Annotated in this window: 24 protein-coding genes; 14 read left to right on the top strand and 10 right to left on the bottom strand. The window is 50.9% G+C overall.

Annotated elements, in window-relative coordinates; all coding sequences use genetic code 11:
* Positions 1–101: 101 nt before the first annotated feature.
* The 4 genes from OK409_RS21500 (at position 102) to OK409_RS21485 (ending at position 3,946) form a co-directional block, all read left to right on the top strand.
* Positions 102–878: an isocitrate lyase/PEP mutase family protein gene (locus tag OK409_RS21500; RefSeq protein ID WP_264367508.1), complete on the top strand. Its 777-nt coding sequence runs from the start codon at positions 102–104 to the stop codon at positions 876–878.
* Positions 862–1,908, top strand: a complete 1,047-nt coding sequence (locus tag OK409_RS21495) for a bifunctional transcriptional activator/DNA repair enzyme AdaA (RefSeq protein ID WP_033768692.1) — start codon at positions 862–864, stop codon at positions 1,906–1,908. The genes OK409_RS21500 and OK409_RS21495 overlap by 17 nt, the downstream gene beginning before the upstream one ends.
* A 522-nt stretch (positions 1,909–2,430) precedes the next feature.
* A complete protein-coding gene (locus tag OK409_RS21490; RefSeq protein ID WP_010670628.1) occupies positions 2,431–3,132 on the top strand; it encodes a glutathione S-transferase family protein in 702 nt (233 codons plus the stop codon).
* 250 nt (positions 3,133–3,382) lie between these two features.
* Positions 3,383–3,946 carry a TetR/AcrR family transcriptional regulator gene (locus OK409_RS21485; RefSeq protein WP_045139943.1) on the top strand — a complete coding sequence of 188 codons (564 nt, stop codon included), beginning with the start codon at positions 3,383–3,385 and terminating at the stop codon, positions 3,944–3,946.
* A gap of 348 nt (positions 3,947–4,294) precedes the next feature.
* On the opposite strand, the gene OK409_RS21480 is transcribed toward OK409_RS21485, so the two are convergent.
* A complete protein-coding gene (locus OK409_RS21480; protein ID WP_372340244.1) occupies positions 4,295–4,387 on the bottom strand; it encodes a terminase gpP N-terminus-related DNA-binding protein in 93 nt (30 codons plus the stop codon).
* Positions 4,388–4,628: 241 nt separating this feature from the next.
* Between OK409_RS21480 and OK409_RS21475 the strand changes: the two genes are divergently transcribed.
* The 3 genes from OK409_RS21475 (at position 4,629) to OK409_RS21465 (ending at position 7,965) form a co-directional block, all read left to right on the top strand.
* Complete coding sequence (locus OK409_RS21475) at positions 4,629–6,839, top strand: DUF2157 domain-containing protein (protein ID WP_264367507.1); 2,211 nt, start codon at positions 4,629–4,631, stop codon at positions 6,837–6,839.
* Positions 6,832–7,362: a GDYXXLXY domain-containing protein gene (locus tag OK409_RS21470; protein WP_061703341.1), complete on the top strand. Its 531-nt coding sequence runs from the start codon at positions 6,832–6,834 to the stop codon at positions 7,360–7,362. The genes OK409_RS21475 and OK409_RS21470 overlap by 8 nt, the downstream gene beginning before the upstream one ends.
* 189 nt (positions 7,363–7,551) lie before the next feature.
* Positions 7,552–7,965 carry a hypothetical protein gene (locus OK409_RS21465; RefSeq protein WP_154210229.1) on the top strand — a complete coding sequence of 138 codons (414 nt, stop codon included), beginning with the start codon at positions 7,552–7,554 and terminating at the stop codon, positions 7,963–7,965.
* Positions 7,966–8,552: 587 nt separating this feature from the next.
* Here OK409_RS21465 and OK409_RS21460 read toward each other — a convergent pair.
* On the bottom strand, positions 8,553–9,158 hold the full coding sequence (locus OK409_RS21460; protein ID WP_264367506.1) for a hypothetical protein: 606 nt from the start codon (positions 9,156–9,158) through the stop codon (positions 8,553–8,555).
* Positions 9,159–9,389: 231 nt separating this feature from the next.
* Positions 9,390–13,529: a BapA prefix-like domain-containing protein gene (locus tag OK409_RS21455; protein ID WP_264367505.1), complete on the bottom strand. Its 4,140-nt coding sequence runs from the start codon at positions 13,527–13,529 to the stop codon at positions 9,390–9,392.
* Between the two features lie 35 nt (positions 13,530–13,564).
* Between OK409_RS21455 and OK409_RS21450 the strand changes: the two genes are divergently transcribed.
* The gene (locus OK409_RS21450; protein ID WP_033780009.1) at positions 13,565–13,792 is read left to right on the top strand and encodes a hypothetical protein; all 228 of its coding nucleotides are present in this window, start codon (positions 13,565–13,567) and stop codon (positions 13,790–13,792) included.
* Between the two features lie 344 nt (positions 13,793–14,136).
* Here the strand turns inward: OK409_RS21450 and OK409_RS21445 are convergent, their stop codons facing one another.
* The gene (locus OK409_RS21445) at positions 14,137–15,354 is read right to left on the bottom strand and encodes a cupin domain-containing protein (protein ID WP_319633923.1); all 1,218 of its coding nucleotides are present in this window, start codon (positions 15,352–15,354) and stop codon (positions 14,137–14,139) included.
* 561 nt (positions 15,355–15,915) lie between these two features.
* Positions 15,916–16,704 (bottom strand): enhanced serine sensitivity protein SseB C-terminal domain-containing protein, encoded by a 789-nt coding sequence (locus OK409_RS21440; protein ID WP_187501682.1) that lies wholly within the window; start codon positions 16,702–16,704, stop codon positions 15,916–15,918.
* Positions 16,705–17,142: 438 nt separating this feature from the next.
* On the opposite strand from OK409_RS21440, the gene OK409_RS21435 reads away from it, so the two are divergent.
* The 3 genes from OK409_RS21435 (at position 17,143) to OK409_RS21425 (ending at position 19,786) form a co-directional block, all read left to right on the top strand.
* Positions 17,143–17,751, top strand: a complete 609-nt coding sequence (locus OK409_RS21435; RefSeq protein WP_264367504.1) for a dTMP kinase — start codon at positions 17,143–17,145, stop codon at positions 17,749–17,751.
* Positions 17,752–18,082: 331 nt separating this feature from the next.
* Positions 18,083–19,396, top strand: a complete 1,314-nt coding sequence (locus OK409_RS21430; RefSeq protein ID WP_264367503.1) for an NAD(P)/FAD-dependent oxidoreductase — start codon at positions 18,083–18,085, stop codon at positions 19,394–19,396.
* 15 nt (positions 19,397–19,411) lie between these two features.
* Positions 19,412–19,786, top strand: coding sequence for an NmrA family transcriptional regulator (locus tag OK409_RS21425; protein WP_122459921.1), 375 nt, complete (start codon positions 19,412–19,414; stop codon positions 19,784–19,786).
* 148 nt (positions 19,787–19,934) lie between these two features.
* Here the strand turns inward: OK409_RS21425 and OK409_RS21420 are convergent, their stop codons facing one another.
* A complete protein-coding gene (locus OK409_RS21420; protein WP_191920236.1) occupies positions 19,935–20,681 on the bottom strand; it encodes an NADPH-dependent F420 reductase in 747 nt (248 codons plus the stop codon).
* Between the two features lie 100 nt (positions 20,682–20,781).
* On the opposite strand from OK409_RS21420, the gene OK409_RS21415 reads away from it, so the two are divergent.
* Positions 20,782–21,150 (top strand): winged helix-turn-helix transcriptional regulator, encoded by a 369-nt coding sequence (locus OK409_RS21415; RefSeq protein WP_050679222.1) that lies wholly within the window; start codon positions 20,782–20,784, stop codon positions 21,148–21,150.
* 208 nt (positions 21,151–21,358) lie between these two features.
* Here OK409_RS21415 and OK409_RS21410 read toward each other — a convergent pair whose 3' ends face one another.
* Positions 21,359–21,811 carry a nuclear transport factor 2 family protein gene (locus tag OK409_RS21410; RefSeq protein WP_167423250.1) on the bottom strand — a complete coding sequence of 151 codons (453 nt, stop codon included), beginning with the start codon at positions 21,809–21,811 and terminating at the stop codon, positions 21,359–21,361.
* Between the two features lie 144 nt (positions 21,812–21,955).
* On the opposite strand from OK409_RS21410, the gene OK409_RS21405 reads away from it, so the two are divergent.
* Positions 21,956–22,537 carry a TetR/AcrR family transcriptional regulator gene (locus OK409_RS21405; protein WP_264367502.1) on the top strand — a complete coding sequence of 194 codons (582 nt, stop codon included), beginning with the start codon at positions 21,956–21,958 and terminating at the stop codon, positions 22,535–22,537.
* 44 nt (positions 22,538–22,581) lie between these two features.
* Here the strand turns inward: OK409_RS21405 and OK409_RS21400 are convergent, their stop codons facing one another.
* Positions 22,582–23,151 carry a DUF4142 domain-containing protein gene (locus OK409_RS21400; RefSeq protein ID WP_264367501.1) on the bottom strand — a complete coding sequence of 190 codons (570 nt, stop codon included), beginning with the start codon at positions 23,149–23,151 and terminating at the stop codon, positions 22,582–22,584.
* Between the two features lie 463 nt (positions 23,152–23,614).
* Here OK409_RS21400 and OK409_RS21395 point away from each other — a divergent pair, with 463 nt between their 5' ends.
* Complete coding sequence (locus OK409_RS21395; protein WP_022624599.1) at positions 23,615–24,124, top strand: anti-virulence regulator CigR family protein; 510 nt, start codon at positions 23,615–23,617, stop codon at positions 24,122–24,124.
* Positions 24,125–24,179: 55 nt separating this feature from the next.
* Here the strand turns inward: OK409_RS21395 and OK409_RS21390 are convergent, their stop codons facing one another.
* Both OK409_RS21390 and OK409_RS21385 read right to left on the bottom strand, forming a co-directional pair.
* On the bottom strand, positions 24,180–24,380 hold the full coding sequence (locus OK409_RS21390) for a helix-turn-helix domain-containing protein (protein WP_022624598.1): 201 nt from the start codon (positions 24,378–24,380) through the stop codon (positions 24,180–24,182).
* A 75-nt stretch (positions 24,381–24,455) separates the two neighbouring features.
* Complete coding sequence (locus tag OK409_RS21385; RefSeq protein ID WP_264367500.1) at positions 24,456–24,881, bottom strand: RidA family protein; 426 nt, start codon at positions 24,879–24,881, stop codon at positions 24,456–24,458.
* Positions 24,882–24,967 lie beyond the last annotated feature (86 nt).

The following is a 24,967-nucleotide window of genomic DNA, read 5'->3' as shown; positions in this document are numbered from 1 at the left end:
CCCGATAAAATTTTGCTAAAAAAATGGTCGTCTGATTTTCGGTTGTGCCGTTTTTGCTGAATGCTTAGATTCATTTTCAATCTAATTGAGAGGATATGGATATGAACTTCGCAGAACTCCACAACCAGTATGCGCCCCTTCTTATCGCTAACGTCTGGGATGTCGTCAGTACTGTCGCAGCGCAAAAAGCTGGCTATCAGGCTCTGGGAACGTCCAGCGCAGCAATAGCGGCCACATTGGGATATGAAGACGGCCAGGGCATGCCGTTTGATGAATTATTTTTTATTGTCACTCGTATCCGGGCAGTTAGCAGCCTGCCATTAAGTGTTGATATGGAAGCAGGATATGGTGATTCAGCCGAAGAGATAATAGTCAATCTCAAGCGCCTTGCTCAGATAGGTGTATCAGGCGTTAACCTTGAAGACAGCAGAGTCATTAATCGGGTTCGACAGCTTGATGATGTGTCTGAATTTTCGCGTAATCTGAGAGCAGTATGCGATGCGCTGAGAAGTGATGGTTATAACCTGTTTCTGAACGTCCGGACTGATGCTTACCTGCTCGGGCATGAAAGAGCGTTAGAGGAGACATTATTACGGGGTCAATATTATAGAGCTGCAGGTGCTGACGGCCTGTTTGTTCCCTGTCTGACCTCAGAGAAAGATATCAGCCTTATTGCAAATGCTATTGATCTGCCTCTGAATGTCATGTGTATGCCCGATCTTCCCTCGTTCGATAGACTGAAACTGGCCGGGGTAAGCCGCATTTCTATGGGTAATTTTGTTCATTCGGCCATTCAGTCAAAGCTGACTGATTTAATGCATGCGATCCGGTTGCATCAGACATTTGAAGGACTTTTTGTTAATGAAGGTTATCGATAAGAATCTTTGTGACGTCTGGTATCAGGCATTACTTGAACGCGCTTCAGAATATACGGGTGTGTTTTTTGCTGGCGTCAGAACGACTGGCGTATTCTGCATTTCGATATGCCGGGCGCGAAAGCCCAAACGTGAAAATGTAGAGTTTTATAAAGATGCCAAATCTGCCCTGGCGGCCGGCTTTCGCCCCTGTAAAGTCTGCAGACCTGCTGAAAACGCGCACAGCGCGCCATTATTTGTCGAACAGGCGCTTGCGCTTGTCAGGCACGATATTAAATCCCGTGTATCCGACGCGGATCTTCGTCAGCATGGAATCAGCCCGGAGCGAGTGCGGCGATGGTTCCTGCAACATCACGGCATCACTTTTCAGGCCTTCCAGCGAATGCAGCGGGTCAATATTGCCCTTCAGGAGCTGAAAAGCGGACGTGCAGCAACTGACGTCGCGCTGGACAATGGCTACGAATCCCTGAGCGGCTTTGGTTACATCTACAAGCGGCTAACTGGCGCAGCTCCGACTCGAACCACTCAGGTAATAGTCATTCACCGGTTTACTACTGCGCTGGGACCTATGTTTGTATGTGCCACAGAGCAGGGAGTCTGCCTGCTGGAGTTTACCGATCGCCGGATGTTAGAAACTGAATTTCGCGACATTCAGCGTTTACTTAACGCCAGGATTGTCACAGGAGAAAACAGTCATACCCGGCAGACAGTAAAAGAAATCAGCGAATATTTTGCCGGAACACGTCGTCACTTTGATCTCTTACTGGACGCCCCGGGCAGTAATTTTCAAAAGTCCGTCTGGGATGCACTACGTACTGTTCCTTATGGGGAGACCTCACACTATCAGGATATTTCGCTGCGACTGAATAAAACTGGCGCTGTACGAGCAGTTGCCGCTGCGAATGGTGCCAACCGGATTGCGATTGTGATTCCGTGCCACAGAATTATCGGTAAAAATAGCCAAATGACCGGATATGGTGGAGCCATATCGCGTAAAGAGTGGCTTATCGAACATGAAAGAAATCAGAGTTAAGTGAGTCAATACAGAATGCTTGCTGTATGAAACAGTCTTTTTCCGATCCTGTTACTTTTTACATGCAGTTTTAAGGTATTTGAAATCCCCACGTCCGCTTTTCGCTCACAGCGGCCGCTCATTTTTGTGACCAGTGATGATGCCGACACCAGTCGGCTTCATGGGTTGATCTAACCGCTACTAACTCACCCCGTGGCCCTTGCGCTTCCGGACTATCAGCCGGCTCTTCCTGTTGGCCAGCAGCCCGAATGGCAACCAGTCGACATTAATTGCAAAAATGCAACTCACCTGAAAACCCGCTTGAATCGAACCTCTCCACTCATTTGCATTTTTCAACCCTCCGGCGTCATTGTCCCCCTCCTTCAGCTATGCCTCCGCTGAAATATCGTATCAAGCATGAAGATCACCGAAAAATTAACCTAACAAGTGTTAGACCGGTGTTGACGTGTGTTGATTTGCCCGCTAATGTTTGCCTACCTAACGTTAGTTAGATACCCCAACCATCAACCTGTAGGATCGACCATGACTGCTAAACTTCAGCTTTTTACATCACCTTCGGCCTTTCCTAATCCACAGCGCCTGCGGCTTTTCATGCATGAAAAGGGCATCGCTGACCAGTTTGCCGAGACAATCTATGACATGTCTCCTGGAGGAGAGCAGCGTGGCTGGCGACATTTGAATATGAATCCGTGGGGCGAAACGCCTACCCTTGAACTGGCTGACGGGAGTTATATTTCTGAAACGGCTGCCATCGTTCGCTATCTTGATCAGGAGTATCCGGGCCGCAAGATTATGGGAGAAACCGCACTGGAACAGGGTCTGGATAATATGTGGGATAACCGGGTGTGGGTGCATATCCTGTACCGCATCGTTACAGCGTTCCACGTGTTGCACACCGGCCTCGGCTTTAAGCTGGAATTGACCAAAAATGAGGCCTGGGGTGAACACTGCCGTAAAGAAGCTTTGGCTCACGCCGCGCTGGTTAATCGCCATCTGTCAGACGGCCGCGAATGGCTGCTCGGCGGCGATGCGCCGACCTTCTCGGATATTACTCTGGCGACCGCGATCGCCTTCTCGAAATTCCCGGTCAATGCCACTCCACTGGACGAGCGTTTTGAGTTCTTAGATGCGTACTGGCAGCGCTGGACAAAACGTCCTGCCTTCCAGGCGGCCTACGCCGATCGCAACAGCGGCATTCCTGAGCTGGATTCGCCAGCCCGGTAATAGCGCCACTCGATGTAAACTCCGGTACGCCGGGTTCGTTATCTACTGACTTTCCCGGTGACCAGAGTGCTTATGATAGCGTCGGCTGTCGATGTTACTTGCTAAACCATGATGCAATGACGTCTGCCTGAGCACCCTGGATGCATTGAACTTACTGTTTTCCATGGCAATCACCCTGTCACCCGGTAAGCGTTTGCTGTAAATTAGCATTCTCTATTTAAGAGATCATCCCAATACCAAAGGCATCAAGATGAGCGTCAACACCAGGGAAGCCATTTTGCAGGCGGCCAGGAAAATTGCCCAATCTCAGGGCTATAACGGTTTGAATTTCCGCGACCTCGCGCAGGATGTGGGTATCAAAGCGGCGAGTATTTACTACTATTTTCCAGGCAAAGCCGAGTTGGGTATTGCCGTTGCCAGACGATACTGGGAGGACGGTGCGCTCGCACTCGAGATGATCGAATCAGAAAGCCCATCACCCATTGACGCGCTGCGTCGCTTTCCTGAAATCTTCCGAAGATCACTTGAGGCCGAAAATCGTCTCTGCCTGGGCAGTTTCATGGGCGCTGAAAAAGATACCTTACCTCCTGAAATGAATGCAGAAATACAGAAGTTTGCTGATGTGAACATTGCATGGCTGAACAGACTGCTGGTGGCTGCGAAGGTGTGCGATTCAGGTGAGAGTGAATCCAGAGCACGTGCAATTTTCACGGCCATTGCCGGTGCCCAGCTTATCGCCAGAAGTCGCTCAGATATCTCGCTTTTTGATTCACTGGTGGATTCATACAGCGCCTTCGGACCTCTGCCAGAATAGCAACTGCCCGCAATCCGATTCAGCGAATGGGCGATTTTCTGCACGCGCGCCCAATGCGGCGCGGCGTCCGGTAGCGTATGCGCTTTTCCACTCAGGAACTCACCCCTTTGAATCAATGCGCGACGGGCCAGGGTAAAAGTATTACGCCGTGTCTCATCATCACCTGCAATAAAGGAGTGAAACCTCGGTTCATGAAAGCGTTTATTTCAGCGGTTCAGGCAGCTAACAATCCACAATTTGCTGTCCGACTGCGGTTTCTTTAGCGGCTTCTGGCCAATAGTCGTGGCAATCAGCTTATCATCAACCGTAAGCGTCCCCTGCTCGGTCACCCGATAATCTTTACGCTTCTTACCTTTCAGCAATGCGGGTGATGCGGTACCCCTGAGAATACAGCAGTAAAGCCTGGCTACGGGGATCGCGTTCATCGGGGGCGGATGTCATGTTCATGCAGCACAAATACGGCCGCGACACTACTTGATCACAATAATGCGGCAGATTGCGCAGAGTTCCCCCCTCGCCTTTGATTTACGCTGTTATATCCAGGAAAAGATGTTTACATTTGTTCAGCAAAATTATCGGCCGCTTAGCAGAGCGTCACTGACCGACACGCGGATTGAACGCAGGGAAGAACAGTCGTTAACTTCATCATCAAAGTCATACCGCTAACAGAGGCAGGGAAAGAATGAGGGAGCTTGCACCCGATGGCATCACCGGGATGCCGTCACGGACGGCAGAGTATCTTTGTCGCCAGATCGCACGCCTGCTGAAAGGAGGAAGCCTGACCCCGGAAACCTGCCAGCGTATCTTTGCTTTCTGTGGAATCAGACCGTCAGATGCTCAGTGGCGTCAGTTTCTTATCCCGGTTCTTTCCTGTCTGGGATTACTGTCTCTGGTTGCCGGAGCGGTGTTCTTTATTGCCTGGAACTGGGCCTGGCTGCCGAAAATGGCGAAATTTGCCCTGGCTGAGCTGTTGATCGTCGCGCTAGCGGTGATTGTCTGGTGGCGCTGGTACAGCACGCTGGCACGCAACGCATTACTGGCGACAGGGCTAAGCTTCGGTGCCCTTTTTGCGCTGTATGGACAGATTTATCAGACCGGTGCTGACAGCTGGGAGCTATTCCGGGCCTGGTTATACGTTCTTCTGCCGCTGGCGCTGATTGCCCGGCAAAACAGCCTGTGGTTTTGCAGCTGGCTGGTCGCTAACCTGGCGTTCCAGCTCTATTACAACACCCTGCCGTCGTCACTGCTGGATCTCGCCGCGTCTGACAGTTTAGCCAGGCTCCCGACCACTGTGCTCTACGCATATCTGGCGTTGCTGGCAGCCTGCCTGATTGTCAGGGAAGCGCTGGCGTGGCGCGCGATAACGCATCAGCCCGAGAGCTGGCTGGCAAGCCGCTGGTTCTCGCGAATCATGGCGGGATTTTTACTGCTTCAGCTGACCGCCATTGTGGCCGAAAACCTCTCTGACTGGGGCGGCGGTGACCACCTTCCTTATATCACCGGCGGTTGGGTGATCACCCTGCTGGCAGGTTATTACCTGTACCGTTACCGCTATCCGGATCTCTGCATGCTGACGCTGGGCATCGCCAGCCTGACCGTGGTTGGCTGTGCGCTAATCATGCAGTTATTTCTTTTAGCCTACGATACGGGTGATCTGTTTTTGACCGGCATCCTGATGGCGTTCTGGGTGGCGGTAAATGGTTCAATTCTGCTGAAATGGCAACGCAAACTGGTTGAAAAGGGGCCAATTGATCTGGCTCCGGCCAGGCTGACCTTACTGACAGACACTTTGCGTCAGCAGGGTTTGCTGAGCGCCTCGCAGGTTGAGGAAATTAAGCAGCGCGGTCACGCATCCGACCTGCCCTGGTATCTGAGGCTGGCGCTAAGCGTCGGAGGCTGGGTGGCAGCGATCATCATTCTGTTATTGATGATACTGATGCTCTATGCCACTGATCTGCTGGAAGACCCGAATGCTGCCACCCTTATTATTCCTTCGCTGCTGCTTGCCGCCATTGCACGTGGCCTGTTAAGCAGTCAGCGTGACGGTAAACATCACCTCGGGCTGGCATGGGCGATTGCGGCAACGTGCGGGCTGATAACCGGTGTTCTGCTGCAAATTCAGAGCAATGACGTCAGCTTTATTATGCTGAGTTCACTGACTGCCTTGCCGATCCTGGCCGCAATGGCGATGGCGATGCCCGACCGCACTTTTCGGTTTATGGCCATCACTGCCCTGACCTTTTTCCTGGTGCTGGCGGGCTACTCTCTGGCCCGGATCTGCCTGTCTCCGATGGCTGCGCGACTTGCTGTGTCCGTACTGGTGGCGGCGGTTATATTTTTGTGGATGTGGACTGTCAGTCATCAGTTGAGGTTACAGGCAGGGCCGTATGCTGACGCGGTACATTCTCTGCTGTATGGCATCCCGTGTGGTCTGATGTTGCTGAGTTTCCTCGGTATAAACGCGGCTTATCTCACGGATTTCCTCTGGTCAGCATCGCAATTTTCCACGCTTCAGTCTGGGACCGGCACAGGGATCGCGGCTGGCTTAGTGCTGAGTGCGCTCAGTCAGAAAAGGCACAGAAGACAGCCGCTGTTTTCGATTATCACGCTGCCCGCTGCACTTATCTGCGGGGCTGCCGCCCTCTATGCACCGGGTATAGGGCTGGGATTGTGGTTAATTCTGATGGCACGTTATCAGGGAAGTCTGGGTTTGCTGGTGATGAGTGGCGGTTTCATGGTGCTGTATGTCATTGGCTGGTATTACTTCCTGGAGGTAATTCTGGTGCAGAAATCCCTGCTGCTGCTGGTCAGCGGTCTGGTTTTACTGGGGCTGGCATGGGGAGTCAAAAAAGTATTACCTGCACAAATCGGAGGTGCCAGTGAAAATGCATAAACAGAGCCGATGGCTGGCTGGCGCTGTGATAGCGCTGGCGCTGATAGCCGTCAATGTCAGTATCTGGCAAAAAGAGCAGTTGCTGAAGCAAGGCGCGGTCATGATTTTACCTCTTGCCCCGGTTGACCCGCGATCCCTGATGCAGGGTGATTACATGGCGCTGAATTATGCCCTCACCCGCCCGCTGGAACTGACGTTGTATCAACAGGCTGAGTCCTGTGGCGCGACCCTGTCAGCGCCATGCCTGCCCACCAGCGGAACCCTGATTGTTGACCTCGATGCGCAGCGTCATGCGACTCAGGCCCGTTTTGATCAGGGTGAACCTCTGCAGCCGAATCAGCTACGGGTAAAATACCATCAACATTATGGCTCGCTGACCGTCGGTACTAACGCTTATTTCTTTCAGGAAGGTCATGCCGACAGATTCGCGCAGGCGCGTTACGGGGCATTTCGGGTGGGAAGCGATGGCACAGCACTCCTGACGGATCTGCTTGATGAGCAGGGTAAAGCGATTCAGCCTTAAGGATGCGAGACGCTCACTGGCCTGGCGCTAAATACCCTGACAGGCGGCCTTAATGTCCTTATTGCCCGGATGCCCGTCACAGGTCGGCAAAAGGATGCTGCGCCGGAAGCCTGTTTTGCGATCAGGCCCGTGCCGAAAATTTAAGCGAGTAAGCTGCATCAATATAGCTGCTCAGACATAGAGAAAATTATGCCGAACATTATTGACGACAACTGGATTAGGATATCTGTGATATCAGCAATATTTAGTAGTGTCGTGGGTTCATTACTGGTTTTAACCTATCTTTCCTTGGGAAAAAGCAGTACACCCGTAATGGGTTTAATTTTTACTTATTTTTTCATCGTTATGGTGAGTATTATTTGCACCACGATGGGCTCAATGATAATCGGCATGCCATTAGCGATGATTTCAAAGCGATTTTATCCTGACGCTGCCCTGAAGGGGAGCTTTTTTATCGTGTGCTCTGCGCTCTTCATGTGGCTGGTTGTACTGGCATGGCCTGTTATCAGGATATGTGAAACGCCTTATTCGGATATTTTGCTTTTAAGCCCCTATGCCTTCTGTTCAGCTGCCGCACTTGCTTATCTGGTTTACTGGGATTAATGCGTATTATATCAATCAGGATCGGGGCAGTAGGACCGTTAATGAAAAGAGCTACTGGTATCATTTTTCAGCCAGACATATAGAAACAGGTGAGTCCAGGGTGTCGGAATTCCGATGCCCCCCTGTGAGCAGTTTTAATTACAGACTCATCTGGATGTTAATTAGATAATGTTTACGTGACAGCACATGATCACATTTTGCCTGCCAGATAATCATAGATTCTGCTCGAAATACTGTTTATCCATCTCGACAACTTTCTTTTGTAATCCTGTCTCACCTTCAACCACTTCGTGAAATTTACTGTAAGTATACAGATAAATACGCTCGGATGACGCAAACATAAACATGTCTGGTGAAGCCATATTTGAGAAGCGACTTATCACTTCGGACTGTAAAAAGATGACACCATTCCCAACCTGAGGAGTATTTTGCCACTGAATAAAGATAGCGCTTTTCTATTTACCCCATTTACATCGGCTTTTCCGTTAAAAAACCCCAGGAGATAATAGTATAAATTAAACCTATAGTATCTTCCGTGCCACAGATGCAAAGAGCGTACTCATAATTACTTTTACTCGTCCAGTAAATTACCACCCTATCAACTTGCATTGACTGAATTCAGTCCTTGGTACAATGAGCGCCATATGGTTTTCTGCCATGCACTGTTTAAAAACCTGCTCTTTGTAACGTCCCGCCTGTAAACCCAGCATGGTGCCGGACCGTTCCGCTGCGTTATTTTCAATGTAAGAGCCACAATTATCTTTGAACTCCTGAGGATTATCGCTATAAGACATCGACCATTTCAGCTGAGCTTTAACTGAATCATCTGATTGATGCTGGGGGACGGCTTTTACTGGTTCCAGGCCAGAATAGAGTGGATTGCCGAGTAATTTCTGTGCAAATCGTTGATTTTCTGCGGTTAAACGTCCGGTTTTACACATCTGCATATAGATCTGCGAAAGGCGTTGCTCCTCAGCATCGGCAGCATGGGTGCATTCCTCCAGGACTTGTTCATTAGTCTTAGCCGGATTTTTTTCAGTAGATCTCCAGTAACTATTTTTCAAGTCCGGAATCGTGCCTTCAGTGGTGCCAAAAGGGCAAAGTGCACTGGCGCAACCCACTAAAAACATGGGCACACACGTCAACGTCAGAACACGTAACAGGGAAAACGCTTTAAGACTGCTTTTGTTCATTTTATTTTCACTTTAGTCAGCTGCGGATATGGGGTCTGAACAATGTCATTATTTTTAATGTTCCGCTTTTCGCTCATAGCGGAAATTAGCCTGACGTCAGTCTTCCCTATACCAGCAGCGTAGGTTCGCACGCCATTAGAGAATAGCTACGCTGGGCACTCGTATGCGCTTCACTGGCAATCTTAATTGCGGAAAATGGCCAGGGAAGAAAATCCGCCCCGGCCATCTGATTTAAGCCAGTTGTAAGTGAAGATTATGTTGCATCAGGATATCAGCCAGCGAACCTTCATGGCTGGCAGAGGCATTGTGATACAGGTCGTACTGCTGACCGTTACTAATACGCTGCCCATCCTCGCTCCAGACGCCGCCTTCAATGTTACTTAGCGTAACCACATTGCCGTCCGCGTCTTTTATCGTCGGCGCCTCACTCGCATTGTCGTTCATTGGCAACGGCTCTTTTTGCCCCAGATTGACACTATTACTGCTGAAAGCGCCCAGATTAATGACCTCAGCGTTGCCTGATCTCAGCCCAAGCGTGGCAAAATCAAACGCCTCATGCGCACCATTCAGCTGAAACGAATCGTCATCGGCAGCACCGTTCAGGCTGGTGTGCAGATTTGAATATAAAAGCGAGAGCGTTTCACTGTTTACTGTTCCAGAGAGATGGAGATTGTCAGCCATATCAGGATGAAGAGACGCGTGCTCCAGTGTGATAGCACTATGGCTTTCCGAATTGCTGCCATCTTCTGTGTTGCTGCTGATCACAGTTGTGGCATTGATCAGGTTGTCCTGCGCTGCGGTTGCAATACTCAGCTTCGGCTGCGGCTCGGCCATATAAAGCTCGACGTTTTGCGAAACGTGGTTAACGTTTCCGGCAGCATCACGAATAGTTGCGGTAATCCTGTGCTCGCCCGATTCAGGCGTGAGTGCGTCCAGCGTTTCAAGCTGCACGGCCCACGTGCCTTTGCTGGTCACACTGGTTTGCCACTCGTGGTCGCCAGGCCTGACAGTAACAATATCACCGGCTTCACCCGTACCTGATACATGCTGATCATGGCTGGAGGCAAGGTTGATTTGCTGCCCGTCTGTGAGCTGCCCGTCTGTGAGGTGAGTAAAAGCGATTTTGGGTGCGCAGACATCCACCTGATAGCTGGTCGTTATCGTAGCCGTATGGCCAGCCGCGTCGCTAGCAGTCACGACAATGTCATGCTGCCCCTTGCCGAAACCTGTTTTCATCGTCCCCGGCGTCAGTGGCAGGCTCCAGTGACCGTCGTCGCTTACTGCCGCATTGTGATGTTTACCACCAATAATCACCGATACCGTCTGACCGCTGCCGGTGACGCCCGTTGTGCCGGTCAGCATCGAGCCCTCTTTTTTCTCCGCACGGTTCAGCCAGCCGTCACCAAATGGCGTATCAATTTCAGGTGCAGGCTGACCTGGAATATCGACCACTGGCGTAGTATTGCTTCCATCGGTGGGATTATCGGGGGTGACCGGTGGCAACGGATCGCCGCTGTTATCACTGACCGGAGAAGTCAGATCCGCTGTGACGTAACCACTCTGTTCAAACCAGTTTCCGGCGCCATCCAGCACGCCAAACGACAGGAAGTTGCCGCCCTGGGAAAGCTCCGACGCGCTGATTTCCGCGCGCCAGCTGCCATCTGCCTCTACCACGGCATAATTCCAGTGGAAGGTATCAGAAACCTGCACCGCAAAAGTCTTAAGCGGCAGCGGCGCTTCAAGTGTGCCGCTGATAACGTACCAGGTCTGACCGTCATGCTGTACCGCATCCGCCAGCGTAATGTCGTTAACGGTGACTTTCGGGTTGCTGCTGTTGTAGTGGGTAATCAGCAGCAGATTCTGGCTGAGGCTGGTACTGTTTCCATTCAGATCCGTTGCGCTGACCTGAATGGTGTGGTTGCCGTCCTTGATATTTTTCACATCGCTGTCAGAGAGCTGAACCTGCCACTGATTCTGATAGACACTGCCCTGCCAGGTTCTGCCGTCAAGGGTCAGTTCAACCGGCGTGCCGGAGGGAAGATGAGCGGCGGTGCCGGTGAAGATAATGCCGTATATCCCCTCCTGGTAACTGACCGCATTGTCGCCGGTGATCGGATCAAGAGTCAGCTGCGGCAACGCCTCAGTAGCGAAGATTTGCACGCCTGCTGAGGCATAACCTTTGTTGCCCGCTTCGTCGGTTGTTTCAGCAATAGCACGGTAGCTCCCTTCCTCCATTCCCTGCAGCGTTTCCGCGGGAACTGAGAACTGCCACTGGCCATTTTGATCGACGATGCCGCTCCAGTGGGAGGCCCCAAAACTAACTTCAATCGTGCTGCCGGCTTCGCCTCTGCCAGAGATCACCAGCGGGCTGCTGATTTCATGACTGTCGATCACCCCGTCCCCTGCCAGTGTATTAATCGTGACAAGAGGATCCTGCGTATCGGTAATAAACGTCGTCTCCGTGATACCGGACTGGCCCCAGCGATCGGTGGCGGTCAGCGTAACGGAATGACTCCCCTCGGCTAAATCTGCTTCCATCAGCTGCCCGGTGGAGAGTGAGACAAGCCAGTTGCCCAGACTGTCCACAGCGCCCGCATAGTGAACACCATCTATGGTCAGATCGATCTTCTGGCCCGCCCCGGTCACACCAGTGGAGCCGCTCAGCGTAACAGGCTCGAAGCGTTCATGTGCGTTCATAAACCCGTCGACAAACGGCGTGTCTATAGTCGGCTGTGGCGGGATAGCGTCTGATGGCGGTGCTGACGCCTCTACGGTAATGACTTTGTTTGCGGTGGTCGTACCGCCAACGCTGTTTTCAAAGGTTACGCTGATGTGGTTAGACCCTACCGGCAGCACCTGCAGATCGGCAGACGGCAGGGTAACACTCCAGCTGCCGTCAGCGGCCAGCGTTGTGGTATAGGTCTGACCGTTCAGCATTATGGTCAGCGTGCTCTCTGCGGCGAGGTTCGCTGTGGTGCCGCTGAACGTCTGTGGGGAGAGCTTTTCCTCAGCGCTTAACACGCCGTCACCAGTAAAACTGTTAATGGTTAAAGAAGGGGGCGTGCTGACAGGCGGAATCGGCGTGCCACCATCGGCGGGTGGCGTATTGCCACCATCCGTTGGATTGTCATCGATAACCGGCGGAACCCCATTGCCGCCTTCAACGGGCGTAATAAGGTCGGCTGTGACATTGCCACTCTGCTCAAACCAGTTTCCGGCACCGTCCAGCACGCCAAACGACAGGAAGTTGCCGCCCTGGGAAAGCTCCGACGCGCTGATTTCCGCGCGCCAGCTGCCATCTGCCTCTACCACGGCATAATTCCAGTGGAAGGTATCAGAAACCTGCACCGCAAAAGTCTTAAGCGGCAGCGGCGCTTCAAGCGTGCCGCTGATAACGTACCAGGTCTGACCGTCATGCTGGACCGCATCCGCCAGCGTGATGTCGTTAACGGTGACTTTCGGGTTGCTGCTGTTGTAGTGGGTAATCAGCAGCAGATTCTGGCTGAGGCTGGTACTGTTTCCATTCAGATCCGTTGCACTGACCTGAATGGTATAGTTGCCATCCTTGATAGTTTTCACGTCGCTGTCAGAGAGCTGAACCTGCCACTGATCCTGGTAGACGCTGCCCTGCCAGGTTCTGCCGTCAAGGGTCAGTTCAACCGGCGTGCCGGAGGGGAGATGGGCGGCGGTGCCGGTGAAGATAATGCCGTATATCCCCTCCTGGTAACTGACCGCATTGTCGCCGGTAACAGGACCAAGAGTCAGCGCCGGTAATGGAATGGCGCTGGCCTTCATAGCGTCGGAGGTGGCGAGGGCATCTGAAGCTGTTGCTGACTCAACCTGGGGCGTAAGCGTTATGGTTGAATCGGCTTCGCTGGTCGTCGCCCTCAGGGCGACAGCTGCTCCGTTTAACGGCGTGCCTGACGGGATCAGAATCTGGCTTTGTGTAGACTCTACGACTGATAACGCGGGATCTGACTCTGGACTGGCAGGGAATGGCATTGGAGATGTTGCAGAAGCTGGAGATTGCCAGACAGGTGTCAGCGTGGTGACAGTCTGAGCATCGCCGGAAACGTCTGTGCTGAACTGTGCCTCCTGAAATAAACTTCCCTGCTGGAAAAGCATTTTACTCTGCTGGCCTGCAACCTCAGTAAAGAAATTCTGATAGCGAAGCGTATCGCTCTCGTGCAGGTTAAGAATGAGATCGTCACCCTGTTTCTGAAAAGAAGAAATCTGAGAAGGTGAGCTTTGCAGCGTGATAAGAGCGGGTTCGCTCAGAATAGATTGTGATTTTCCTTCAGTGGACTGAGACAATGGGTGACCGCTTTTCAGCGATATGACCGTGGCGCGGCCCGTTCCTGAAAATGCCATGGAAATCTCCTTATATACCAGTTATTAAGTAGGCAATGCCATTGGAAATAAAGCGACGCTTTACTTATTTCAGGCACGCAACGGCCAGCGCCAATAAAGGTGCTGAGGCAGAGCCGGCACTCAACGCATTAAACGCAATTCGTAGCAACAATAAAGGGCATAACCACAGCCAGATTAAATATTCGGTTTTGAAAACAGATTATTTCTGCTGGCAAAATAAAAAGTACCATTCTTTGCAAGAGTCCGGGCATCAGCTCAATTAACCTTTACTGACTTCAACGACGTATTGTCAGGAAAAAGTGAATAGTTGATGCTGGATAGACATAAGCTAAACTTCGTTTTCATGTCTGGCTACCAGGTAAAATCTGGAAATGTCCCCTGTTAATAGCAGATGCTTCCTGATGATTTAACTGCCCTGCTGTCTCAGTTTAGTAACAACTTCCCCATCCCTGTAAGAGCAATGATGATGCTATTGCACCATTTTAAGTGGCAGGTGGGAAATTGCATTACCGATATACGTGTCCGCTTTATGCTAAAAGCGGACACTTTAATTTAAACAGGAATAAGTCAGCGTCAATCCTTATTAATCAGGTAACGACTGAACCAGTTACTTCACCACCGGGTTCTTTTTAAGTGAAAGCATGTTCATAAACTCTTCATCCAGATGCAGGTGTTGCCGGACAAGTTCAGGTGGTGTACTGGCGAGCCACTGGTTAAGCGAAATATCGGCATAGTAATCACTTTTAAAAAGCTCAAGAAAACGCAGTGGTCCCTTACCGGTGTTTTCGATGTAGTGTCCCATAGCAAAAGGAACATATCCCAAATCGCCGGCGCGGTAGTCAAAAGTCCTTGCCTGACCGGATGATGCAAAGACCCCCATCCGTCCCTCTCCTTCAAGGTAATACTGCCATTCATCATTGTTAGGATGCCAGTGCAGCTCGCGCAGTCCGCCTGGCTCAATTTCCACCAGTGCGGCAGCAATCGTTTTTGAAACCGGAAAATTGGATGAATCCGTAATCCTGACGGTTCCTCCCGGCGCGCGTACCGGATCCTGAGCCAGCATCTTGTGGGTAAAGCGGATTTTCGACTTCACCCCGCCTTTTATACTGTCTGATTCCAGGCTGCCCGGAACGTTGCCGGCAAAAATGTACTCATCATCAGGTGAAGGCAGGTGAGAAAATGAAGATACCGGAACCCTGAAGTTTTTGGCGAGAATTTCCGGGGGAATATGCCTGAACCAGTCTGACAGCAGAAAAGTGCTATCCTCATCAAAATTTCCGTCGTCAAAAGCCAGTAAAAATTCACAGCCGTCGGGACCGAGGCCCTGAATCGAATGGGGAATACCGGGCGGAAAATACCATAGGTCACCTGCAGCGATATCATCAACAAACCATCCTCCGCTGGCGTCAAAAGCGGTAATCCGCGCGTTGCCATAAGTCATGTAAGCCCACTCCCCCTCTTTATGCCAGTGCAGTTCGCGAATACCTCCGGCATTGAGGCGCATGTCTACACCCGCAATCGTCGTAGATACGCCCAGCTCCCGCTGCGTCACCTGACGCGTCCAGCCACCGCTTCCCTTGCGTACGTGCGCATCACTGAAAGAAAAGCGAAGGTTTGGCAGCGTTCCGCTGTCGGTAACGGGCGGATTTACGATGTCCGGACTTTCTGCCTCACGAATAGGATCATGTGGTCCGGGATCTCGTCCTCCGCTCCCTGCCGGAAACGTCTTTACGCCGTTGTCATGTGCCATGGCCTGACCCGCCGCAAGCGCGACCGTTCCTCCTGCAGCAAAAGCCATAAAATGTCTTCTTGTCAGTGTTTTCATATTCATCCCTCTTAAGAATCTTTTTATAAACGGTATTATTTTTGTTACCGCCATAAAGTTATAAACGGGCTGAATGCGGAGGGAAAAACAACTTTGTAACACTGTGGAAAGAGTGCAAATTTCATGCAAATAGTAAAGGCATGTGAATGTATTAAGAAAGATTAATGTTGTTTAATCAACGTATAGTTATAAAGGGATTATCCTGTGCATAAGCGCACTAATCGTCAATTAATGTGGGTCTTATTGATTTTCATTTACCCGGTGATCGGTAACTGCTGATAAGAATTTTTACGAATTGAGGGGTTTAACGAGGCCTGAGCCTTTGATCCGTGAGCTTTCACGCACGTACTCAGATAGACGAGGCGTATGTGCAGGGCCGCTCTGTTACGCCTCATTAAGCCCGAAGCATAAAGTCCCCTTCTCGCTCATAGCGGACATAGATAAATCCGCCCTGGATCACCTATTTCAGTCACTATCACTGGCACTGTTGAAACCGGAGATCAAAGTCACCCCCGATTTACTACGCTGGTTACAAGACAACATTCAGAAGCCGTTCAGCGCTCAGCGTCCAAACATGCCCTTTAGTTTTTGCTTCATGCTCCGAACATAGAATGGCGTAAACTGCGACCTGATATGTGAGTCCAGACCTTTGTCGTTCTGGCCAAGGCGCATCAGATCCACCGCCTGCCCATCCGGAGAGGTATCCGCTGCGACAAGACCCGCACCACGCATCACCTCTTGCACATCACCGCTCATTTCCACCCCCACCAGATAATGCGGTTTATCATCGACTGACGGGTCGTGCATTAAAACCAGGAATGCACGGCTGACCCCGGGACATTTTGCAAACCAGGCTGATAACTCTTTCAGAAGCCTGTCCGGAACAACGGCAGGTACTCCCACTAATACCTGTGTTTCTTCCTCAACCACCCTTGTCTGCGGCAGGCGACCCGTTCCTTCCGCCAGCATGGCTTCTATTTCTTCCGGCACAAACTCCTTTCCGTAATCCGACCTGGGATTAAGAAACACACCCTCTCCCCGCGTCATTTCAAAAAAGGCTCTGGCAGGCAACTTCATGTATTTACTTTCCTGGCTGATGGCGCGCTGCAGGGTGGCAAGCGAGCTGAATACCGGAATGACAGGCGTTCCATCCGGTTTTTCCCAGTGCTGAATCGAGATATTCTCACCCGCCTTTAGTTCGACCTCACCATCACCCGTTGCCCCTCCGGAACTACCCAGGACGTAAAGCGATGAATCTAACAGTACCCGGTAAAACTCAGGTCGTTCTGCTGGATGATCGGCCGCCAGTTTTAAAGCAGTCTCCAGTTTGATTGCCTTTTCGTCAGACATTTAACCACCTTAGGCAGGATTGGATTAGAATCAATTTAACAAGGGTTTATGAGCATAATATAGATAATTTCTACTCGCCAGATTCCTGCACGTACCGGGGGACTGCCTTTGAGGGCTCGTTATTGCGATTAAGGACATGCGTTTGAATGGGTAAATGGCAGAACAGGCACGATCTTTTCCGTTTTCCAGACGCTTCCCTTAAACTACACCGCACAGGCCTCAACTATTAAGCTTACCTGACTAACATCCTGTTCTATAAACTAGTGAGTCAGAACCGTTACCAGCGTGTTTATCAGTGTTTGTTTAAAATCATGCTCACGCTGACGTGCCTGACGGATCCAGAGAGCGATGTAACTTCAGCAAATAAAACCAGGAAAATAAGATGTTTTTACCGGAAGCACGATTCACAAAAATCTTTCTTCACTTCTCATTCCAGGCATGAGTCGTCAGCTGTTTGTTTCTCTGGATGGGCCCAAGGGAACCGGTAAAACCACCCTGCTGGAGTCCATTACGCAAGTGCTAAGAGCAGATAACAGGAAGGTGATTCGACTTAGCGAGCAAAAAAGCGATCCCTTCAGGGCGGAAACAATGGCGCTGGTTAACAGGCTCGCCAGAAATCCCTCCGTTGATCTTGAACGGGATATTTGTGAACGCTTTGCCGTTAGCCGTGCCTGGATTTCACAGAATGTACTCACTAAACAGCCCGGGAACTGCATTATCCTGATGGATCGCTGGTATCCGTCTGATGCCGCGTTTCGGCGGATGATGCCCTTTGCAGAGATTTTGCAGCGAAATATTGAACTCAATGTGCGAGCGCCAGATCTGCATGTCGGGGTGGTCACGGCACCTGAGATTTCATGGGAACGAGCCGCGGCACGATCGCGTGGGCTGGGGAGTACAGTGATTCACAAACTGGAAGAGCATGTCGCTTGCACCAGAGCGTTCGAGCAGGAGATGACCAACCACGGCTGGTTTTTATGTCGCAATGAAGGAACCATAGAAGAGGCAACGATGCAGGTGATTGCTGAAATCTATAAAACGCTTTGATGCCCTACAGTTATCCGTTTCAGGGGCTGATTCGCACTCGAAATTGCCAGTTAACAGCGCGACCTGTTCCATTTCGCTCTCCCCCGCTCGCGCTTTATGAATACCGCTTTGCAGATCACTGGTTTCGGTCTTTGACACCAGCAAATAAAACACATAACAGTCGCGTTATAATCTCTTCTTCGAAAATTCGCGCCACCTGTGGTTGTTAACTCAAAAATCTTCCACCCGAATTTTACTTGTCTGAAATCAACAATAGTCAGATTACCGCTGGCACAGATATCCCGCTTTAACTTATAAAATTGCTTTATTTTTCAGATAAGGGCACAGGGAATTGCGCTACGCATCGATACCATTTAATCACAATCAACTGGGCTGGCCTGCGGGTGAGCATTGTTTTACACCGCAGCCCATGCTGCGAGAGGATATCACTGCCGACTGGGTTATCGTCGGCGCGGGATTTGCAGGTGTTGCCTTTGCGCGCCGCCTGGCTGAAATCAATCCTGGCCTGAAAATTATCATCGTCGACGCGCACAGCACACGTGAAAGCGCATCGGCACGTAATTCCGGGTTTGTTATCGGTCTGCCTCATAATATTGGCAGCTCCACCGCTGAATTAAAAAAGGCCAACGCTTACCGTAACCTGCTTCAGGAAGGCATTCGTCAACTGGAGCAGGTTATTTCTCAGCATCATCTTCAGTGCGACTGGGAACAGGTTGGTAAATATCACTGCCAGGCTGAGCGTGGCAACGATCGCATTTTAAAGGAGTACGCCAGCCACCTCGATTTAATGGATGAGCCATGGCAGATGTCAGACAGCGAGGAGCTTTACCTTAAACTCGGTACGCGCTTTTACAGCAAAGGGATATACACATCAGGCTGTGTGCTGGTTAATCCGGCGCAGTTGGTCGCCGGGCTAAAACACTATTTGTCTGAAAATGTTCAACGCTTCGATAACACGCCAGTGCTGGGGATTCGCTACGGCAGCATGGCTGAAGTGCTGACACCGTTTGGCATCATCAAAACGCCAAAGGTGATGCTGGCCACCAACGCATTATCGCCAGAGTTGCGACCAGGACTTTCGCGGCAGGCTGCAATGGCGACCTTCGCCAGCATCACCGATCCGCTGACCGATGAACAACTGGCTACTCTGCCCCTCATGCAGAGCTGGGGGCTTACGCCGGTTAATGCGATTGCCGGAGCAACCTTCCGTTTTACCTCAGACCGCCGTTTCCTGATTCGCCAGCACGTGATACCCGCACTCAGCGGTCAGGTAAATGCCGCAGAGACCTGGCAGGCAACCCAGCTGCATCAGCGCTTATTTCATAAAGTCTATCCGACCCTCAGCAGCGTAAAGATAACCCACACCTGGTCCGGCACCATCAGCGTTACGCGAAACAGCGCGCCTGAATGGGGCATGCTGAACAAATTTATCTGTACGGCGGGTGGCTGTAACGGCGCAGGTGTTTCAAAACAGACCGTAGCGGGCAGTCTGCTGGCAGATTACATGATGAAACAGGACAACCCGCATATCGCGGATATGCTGTCGCTGGGCAAGGCCAGTTTCATGCCGCCATCGCCGGCGCTGGATATCGGCATAAAACTGTCACTGATGAAAGAGCGTTATCTGGGCCGTAAAGAGGTCTGATAATCCGTAACTGTAATGGTCGACACACTGGATATTGCAGAAGTGGCGGCGATTGAACTGATAAGGCGCGACCAGGCCAGCGAAGAATTACCGGTCGAAACGCTCAATCTCGTGGGGCCGGATACGCTCAACGGAGAAGAGGCAGCAGCAGCCTGGCAACAGCTTCTGGGCCGTCCGGTAATTTATGGCGGAGATAATCCGGATGCATTCGAAGCCAATATGGCGGAGTTTATGCCGCGCTGGATGGCGTATGAAATGCGGCTGATGGCTGAACGTTACGTCAGTGATGGGATGATTCCACAAGAGGGCGACCGGGAACGTCTGGTCACCCTGCCTGGCCGCCCACTGCATACCTATCGTGACTTTATTACCGCACTCGCCGGAGAGTAATCTGGATCTCTCAGGCTTAAGGACAAGCCTGCAGAGCAATACCGTGGACCAGATGCCTGAGCCTGAGCCAGAGCCACTATGCAAAAATATTCTCAGAACAATCTTTATCCAGAACTTCAATGCAGACAGATTATCCTTGCCGGGCGATTTAAACCGGCCAGTTTATGGCACGGTTGTTTTCGATAATATCCTGATGAGAGGGTGCATCACCCAGCGTCGCGAAACTGGCATAAAGCTGTGGCAACCGAGCCTGACCTTCTCCCTTTCTGGCCAACGCCAGAGCTCGCAGCATCACGGGCGCTTCCCAGTCACAGCAGTAACAAGGTGTGCAGGGCTGCTGACGCCATGATTCAGCGATAGTCCCAGAGAACACAGGATCAAAACCGGTGTCGTTAACCAGTGACATGGCCGTCTGCACTGCTTCAGGATGATCTCCCGCTACGGCAACCGCCAGACGACCCCGACTTCCCTGCGGCTGGCCCAGATCGGCGAGCGAGTCGGCAAGGATATTATTAAAAGCTTTAACCACAGGGTGTCCGATTTGCTCCTGAACCCATTCGCTTTCGGTCTGCCCATTATCCAGTGCAGTAATCGGTGCGTCACGCAGGCCAGGATAGTAATTGCTGGTGTCGATCACCGGGACATGGGGTGGCAGGTGATCGAAAAGCCCATCAGGCAGGCTGCTAAGTGCCGGCAGCGGAATGGAGAGAATCACGGCTTCGACGTCTGTAACCGCTCCCCTGATGTCTGTGGGTTCTGCATTAATTTCACCCGCAAAACCACGCACGCCATCAACTCCGCGTGAATTAGCGATTTTTACCTTGTGCCCCGCTTCACTGAGCTTCCGTGCCAGGGTACCACCGATATTACCTGTGCCAATTACGCCGATTTTCATATTTCGCTCCTGATTCTGTGTTGAAGTGAGATACCCTATATATTCACTGAATAAACAACAAGAACCGACAAAATAGTGGGTTACTAACCTGAAGGTAAGTATGGAAAGAGACTGGCGTTGTGATATTCCGGAGCAGCGACTGGTGTGGGCTAAGGCTACCACCGAAGCGCTGAAGATTATTGAAGGTAAATGGAAGACAATTATTATCTGTCAGCTTTTCGCCGCTAAAGGCCCGCTGCGCTTTTCCGAGCTGGAGCGCCGGATTGAGGGCGTAAATCAAAAAATGCTGATCCAGCAGCTTAAGCAACTGGAACAGGATGGCATCGTGACTCGCACGGTTTATCCCGAAGTCCCTCCGCGTGTTGAGTACTCACTTACCGATCTGGGAAAAGCGCTTGGGCCATCAATGACTGCTCTGATTGACTGGGCCTTCCTGCGTCGTGAAACGCTGGGGCTTGATGGCGCCTGAAGCTCGCATTTCAACCTAGTTATACCGATGTGGCTGAGCGCAGAAAACGCTTAAAATATCTTCTCAGGCACGTCGATTTTCTTAACATGAGTATGGGCTTAAACGCTTCAGGAACCGCGCCCAGAGTGCAAAGAGCTCGATAGTGATTGCACAGGTGAGCAGCTGCGTCAGCATGGAGATCCATCCTGAACGAATGTCACTTCACCAATCAGATGTCATCTGAACGGGTCATGCCGACTGCTGGCCACAAAAATCGCTCTTCATGCGTGCTGTCGAAATCGGGATCGGTATAGATGTGAAGCCGCTTAATTTTAAGCCCATCGAACTGGAAAACGTTACAGTAACGGCCTTCAGAGCGATCCTTTACAGGCCAGGGCGTTCCGTTAGCGCTGATTCCACTCTCAAACCCTTCAACGACAACATGATCGCCCGCAACCAGAATATTCATCCGCTCGAAGTCGTGCTCGATCTTTTGCAGGGTGCTCATCATTCCCTGAGCGGCGCGAGCCACTTCAGCTTTTCCGTATCCCACACCGAACTTTGGAAAGTAGATCTGAATGTCGTCTGTCAGAAGATCCATCATTGACGAATCGCCCGAGTCAAGTTTGCGAAAATAGTCCTTAACAACGGCAACGCGCTGGTTTTGCTGCTCTTCGTTCATGCTCTTCCCTTCTCTGTTTCGGGCCAGACGCTATCATCTGCGCCAGCAAAAAAATTTAATACTGGTCGTTACAGTATTATTAGTACAGAGTTGGACGCGGGCCGTCAATTTTTTTATAATGACCGTTATAGAATCGGAGGCTAAATGGGAAGACATCGGGAATTTGACGCGGAGGTCGCTTTAGAAGCAGCCCTGGTGGTGTTCTGGAAAAACGGTTACGAAGGCACCTCCTTTGATGACCTGACACGTGCGACGGGCGTTGCGCGTCCGAGTCTTTACGCCACCTTTGGAAACAAAGAGAGCCTTTTCCGTAAAGCGCTGGAGAAATATGAAGTCAGATATATGGCTTTTATGACCGGAGCACTCCAGGAACCAAACGTTCATGATGCGGTGCGACTCATTCTTAATGGCATGCTGGATACTCACACGCTCGGTGGTGAATGCCGGGGATGTCTCGGTATTAATGGCGCTCTGGCATGTTCAGAGGGGGCTGAGACCATTCGCCAGGAATTGATCACTCGCCGCATTGGCTCGGAGACGGCTTTGCTGGAGAGGCTCAAACGTGCAAAGCACGAGGGCGAGCTTTCTTCATCCGCTGATTGTGAAATGTTAGCTAAATACCTTATGACTGTAGCGCAGGGCATGGCTGTTCAGGCAAAGGCTGGCGTAACGAGAGAGAAACTCCAGCTGATGGTGGATTATGTCGTTTCTGGCTGGTCCCGATGATCCCGTAACAGCGCTTGCGGATAATTCGGAACCGGCCAGCCCGGTTACATCGCCATGTGCTGGGCGGATTTCAGATGCTGTTCTACAACAGGGATATGCGCGTCGGCCAGCGCCTTCACATCCGGATCCTTTATCTTCGTCGCGTCACTCTTCAGCGTCGACAGCACCATCTTATGATCCATTATTCCGGCATTTTCCATATACATTTTGTCAAAGGCACCGCCGCTCTGCTTTTCCAGCTTGTCGGCCATGGCCTTATGTTTAGCGTCTGGCGCAGTCGGTAATGTCACCTCTTTTTGCTTAGCAACCGCCTGAACTTTTGTCAGGGCACTGCCATGATCTTCGACCATCTTCTGTGCAAAGGTTTTAACTTCTGCGCTTTGTGTTTTGTTCAGCGCAATTTTGGCGGCGGCAATTTCATTGAGATTGGCCTGCGCCATATCCTTCAGTGCTTTTTCATCACCAGGGCTGAGCTTGTCACTCTTTACGGTCTGCGGTGTATTCCCGCCCTGCGGGGCGCTTGTCTGCGTCTCAGCCTGAACGCTGGCAGTGCTAAACAGAGCGACGACGGCTGATATAGCCAGCCATCCTTTATAGCTTTTATTATTTTTCATTTTGTAATCCTGAATATTATGGGAAGACCGATATCATAAAAGTTCTGCTCACAATTACCTGCTCCGTCTCATGAGTCGACATAGTTTCTGTCTCGCTTAAGGTACCTTACGTAGCAGAGTTATTAAGCGTTGTAGTAATGTCAGGTAATCGCAAGTATAAACAATGCATTGCAGCAGCATAAAAATAACGAAAATGTATTCCGCCTCGCTTAAAGCCGAAAATTTATCTATTGTTAGCAAGGGTTTCAGCATAAAATTTATACGAAATATCAAAACACCGTACAGCTTTCCTTTGATTACTTTGAGATAATTCTTAAGGTTGCTATGTGGTTGTCGGCCGTTTAATGCTGGGTAATAACTAACAGGTGACATAATAATGTGAAGAGGTTGAGCTCATGTTACCTCCTTACATCGCTTTATATTTTCTGGTTCAGATTACTGAATAATATTAAGGAAAGATCACATGCTCAAATCTCGCGCTTTAAAAGCCGCATTTGCGGTGGTGATATCTTGTACCGTGCTTGCTGCGCCCGTTTTCGCAAATCCGGGCAACGGCAACGGTGGTGGCGGTCAGGGTAATGGTAATAGCGGAAACCCGGTTAATAACGGCAAAAGCGGAGAGCACGGAAACAAGGGGCATGGTAATGCGGGTCCGAAAGAAAAACATGGAAATCGTAAGAACGCTGGACGACCCGATCACGTCGAGTCAGATATCAACTACTCTCTTGCACGTAAACTTGCCGTCAATTATGGCCTTGTCGGCTATCAGTCTTTGCCGCCAGGAATAGCTAAAAAAGTTGCGCGTGGTAAACCTTTGCCTCCGGGTATCGCCAAAAAAAGTTTGCCAGCATCAATGCTAAATGAGCTGCCCTATTACCCTGGTTACGAATGGCGAGCCGTCGGAGATAATCTTGTGCTGATAGCCCTGAGCACCGCTGTCGTGACCGCCGTAATTAATGGGGTTTTCGATTAACCTTCAAAACTTTTTCGAACGAATTTACTTTCCTGGTGGAGCGCCAGTAACACGCTTAAATGCTTTTCTGAAGGCGCTCCGACTCATATCCCAGCGCGGCAGACATGCCTGAAATCGTCTCGCCTGAATTTTGCAGACGATCGCTGGCGAGTAGCATCCTCCATTGCGTCAGATATTCTATGGGCGTAATTCCAACCGTCTGACCAAAGTGTTTTGCAAATGCAGCGCGGGACATCCCTGTCTGTAATGCCAGCATATTTAACGTCCGGCATGTCATCGCAGCACCCGTCTCCGGAGTAAAGTGCCTGACAGGCAGATTGCCACTCATGCTTTATGCACTCTGTGACAGGCTCCGTTGGTCCCGTTGATCGGGAATGCGCGCAATCACCTTTATTTCAAAATCAAATCCCGCCAGCCACGTCACTCCCACCGCTGTCCAGTTAGGATAAGGAGGCTGCGGAAAAACGCGCTGCTTTATCTGCATGATGGTTTCGAACTGATGCTCCGGATCGGTGTGAAATGTGGTGACATCGATCAGATCGTCAAAGGTACACCCTGCCGCAGCGAGCGTGGCTGCCAGATTCTCAAATGCCCGTTCTACCTGAGCAGCAAAATCAGGCTCCGGCATGCCGTCGGCACGGCTGCCCACCTGACCTGAGACAAACAGCAGATCGCCTGAGCGGATAGCCGCTGAATAACCATGCTGCTCATAGAGCGCGTGACGATTGGCAGGAAAAATGGGTTCGCGGGTGATCATAGAATTTCCTCGATAGCCTTTAGCGGATTGCAGGATGCAGCGCACACGAGTTTGATTTAATATACGCGGCGTATGTCACATTAATC

Origin of the sequence: Pantoea sp. RG18 (assembly GCF_025910075.1) — a bacterium.
Lineage (GTDB): Bacteria > Pseudomonadota > Gammaproteobacteria > Enterobacterales > Enterobacteriaceae > Pantoea > Pantoea agglomerans.
This window is presented reverse-complemented; position numbering and strand designations above follow the sequence as displayed.

Excerpts from the sequence above, each read along its gene's own strand:
- OK409_RS21395 (WP_022624599.1), top strand. The coding sequence starts at position 23,615 with ATGCTCAAATCTCGCGCTTTAAAAGCCGCATTTGCGGTGGTGATATCT.
- OK409_RS21435 (WP_264367504.1), top strand. The coding sequence starts at position 17,143 with ATGAGTCGTCAGCTGTTTGTTTCTCTGGATGGGCCCAAGGGAACCGGT.
- OK409_RS21405 (WP_264367502.1), top strand. The coding sequence starts at position 21,956 with ATGGGAAGACATCGGGAATTTGACGCGGAGGTCGCTTTAGAAGCAGCC.
- OK409_RS21465 (WP_154210229.1), top strand. The coding sequence starts at position 7,552 with ATGCCGAACATTATTGACGACAACTGGATTAGGATATCTGTGATATCA.
- OK409_RS21500 (WP_264367508.1), top strand. The coding sequence starts at position 102 with ATGAACTTCGCAGAACTCCACAACCAGTATGCGCCCCTTCTTATCGCT.
- OK409_RS21410 (WP_167423250.1), bottom strand. The coding sequence starts at position 21,811 with ATGAACGAAGAGCAGCAAAACCAGCGCGTTGCCGTTGTTAAGGACTAT.
- OK409_RS21490 (WP_010670628.1), top strand. The coding sequence starts at position 2,431 with ATGACTGCTAAACTTCAGCTTTTTACATCACCTTCGGCCTTTCCTAAT.
- OK409_RS21495 (WP_033768692.1), top strand. The coding sequence starts at position 862 with ATGAAGGTTATCGATAAGAATCTTTGTGACGTCTGGTATCAGGCATTA.
- OK409_RS21470 (WP_061703341.1), top strand. The coding sequence starts at position 6,832 with ATGCATAAACAGAGCCGATGGCTGGCTGGCGCTGTGATAGCGCTGGCG.
- OK409_RS21385 (WP_264367500.1), bottom strand. The coding sequence starts at position 24,881 with ATGATCACCCGCGAACCCATTTTTCCTGCCAATCGTCACGCGCTCTAT.
- OK409_RS21480 (WP_372340244.1), bottom strand. The coding sequence starts at position 4,387 with ATGACATCCGCCCCCGATGAACGCGATCCCCGTAGCCAGGCTTTACTG.
- OK409_RS21425 (WP_122459921.1), top strand. The coding sequence starts at position 19,412 with ATGGTCGACACACTGGATATTGCAGAAGTGGCGGCGATTGAACTGATA.
- OK409_RS21390 (WP_022624598.1), bottom strand. The coding sequence starts at position 24,380 with ATGCTGGCATTACAGACAGGGATGTCCCGCGCTGCATTTGCAAAACAC.
- OK409_RS21440 (WP_187501682.1), bottom strand. The coding sequence starts at position 16,704 with ATGTCTGACGAAAAGGCAATCAAACTGGAGACTGCTTTAAAACTGGCG.
- OK409_RS21460 (WP_264367506.1), bottom strand. The coding sequence starts at position 9,158 with ATGAACAAAAGCAGTCTTAAAGCGTTTTCCCTGTTACGTGTTCTGACG.
- OK409_RS21415 (WP_050679222.1), top strand. The coding sequence starts at position 20,782 with ATGGAAAGAGACTGGCGTTGTGATATTCCGGAGCAGCGACTGGTGTGG.
- OK409_RS21485 (WP_045139943.1), top strand. The coding sequence starts at position 3,383 with ATGAGCGTCAACACCAGGGAAGCCATTTTGCAGGCGGCCAGGAAAATT.
- OK409_RS21455 (WP_264367505.1), bottom strand. The coding sequence starts at position 13,529 with ATGGCATTTTCAGGAACGGGCCGCGCCACGGTCATATCGCTGAAAAGC.
- OK409_RS21420 (WP_191920236.1), bottom strand. The coding sequence starts at position 20,681 with ATGAAAATCGGCGTAATTGGCACAGGTAATATCGGTGGTACCCTGGCA.
- OK409_RS21450 (WP_033780009.1), top strand. The coding sequence starts at position 13,565 with ATGCCATTGGAAATAAAGCGACGCTTTACTTATTTCAGGCACGCAACG.
- OK409_RS21445 (WP_319633923.1), bottom strand. The coding sequence starts at position 15,354 with ATGAAAACACTGACAAGAAGACATTTTATGGCTTTTGCTGCAGGAGGA.
- OK409_RS21475 (WP_264367507.1), top strand. The coding sequence starts at position 4,629 with ATGAGGGAGCTTGCACCCGATGGCATCACCGGGATGCCGTCACGGACG.
- OK409_RS21400 (WP_264367501.1), bottom strand. The coding sequence starts at position 23,151 with ATGAAAAATAATAAAAGCTATAAAGGATGGCTGGCTATATCAGCCGTC.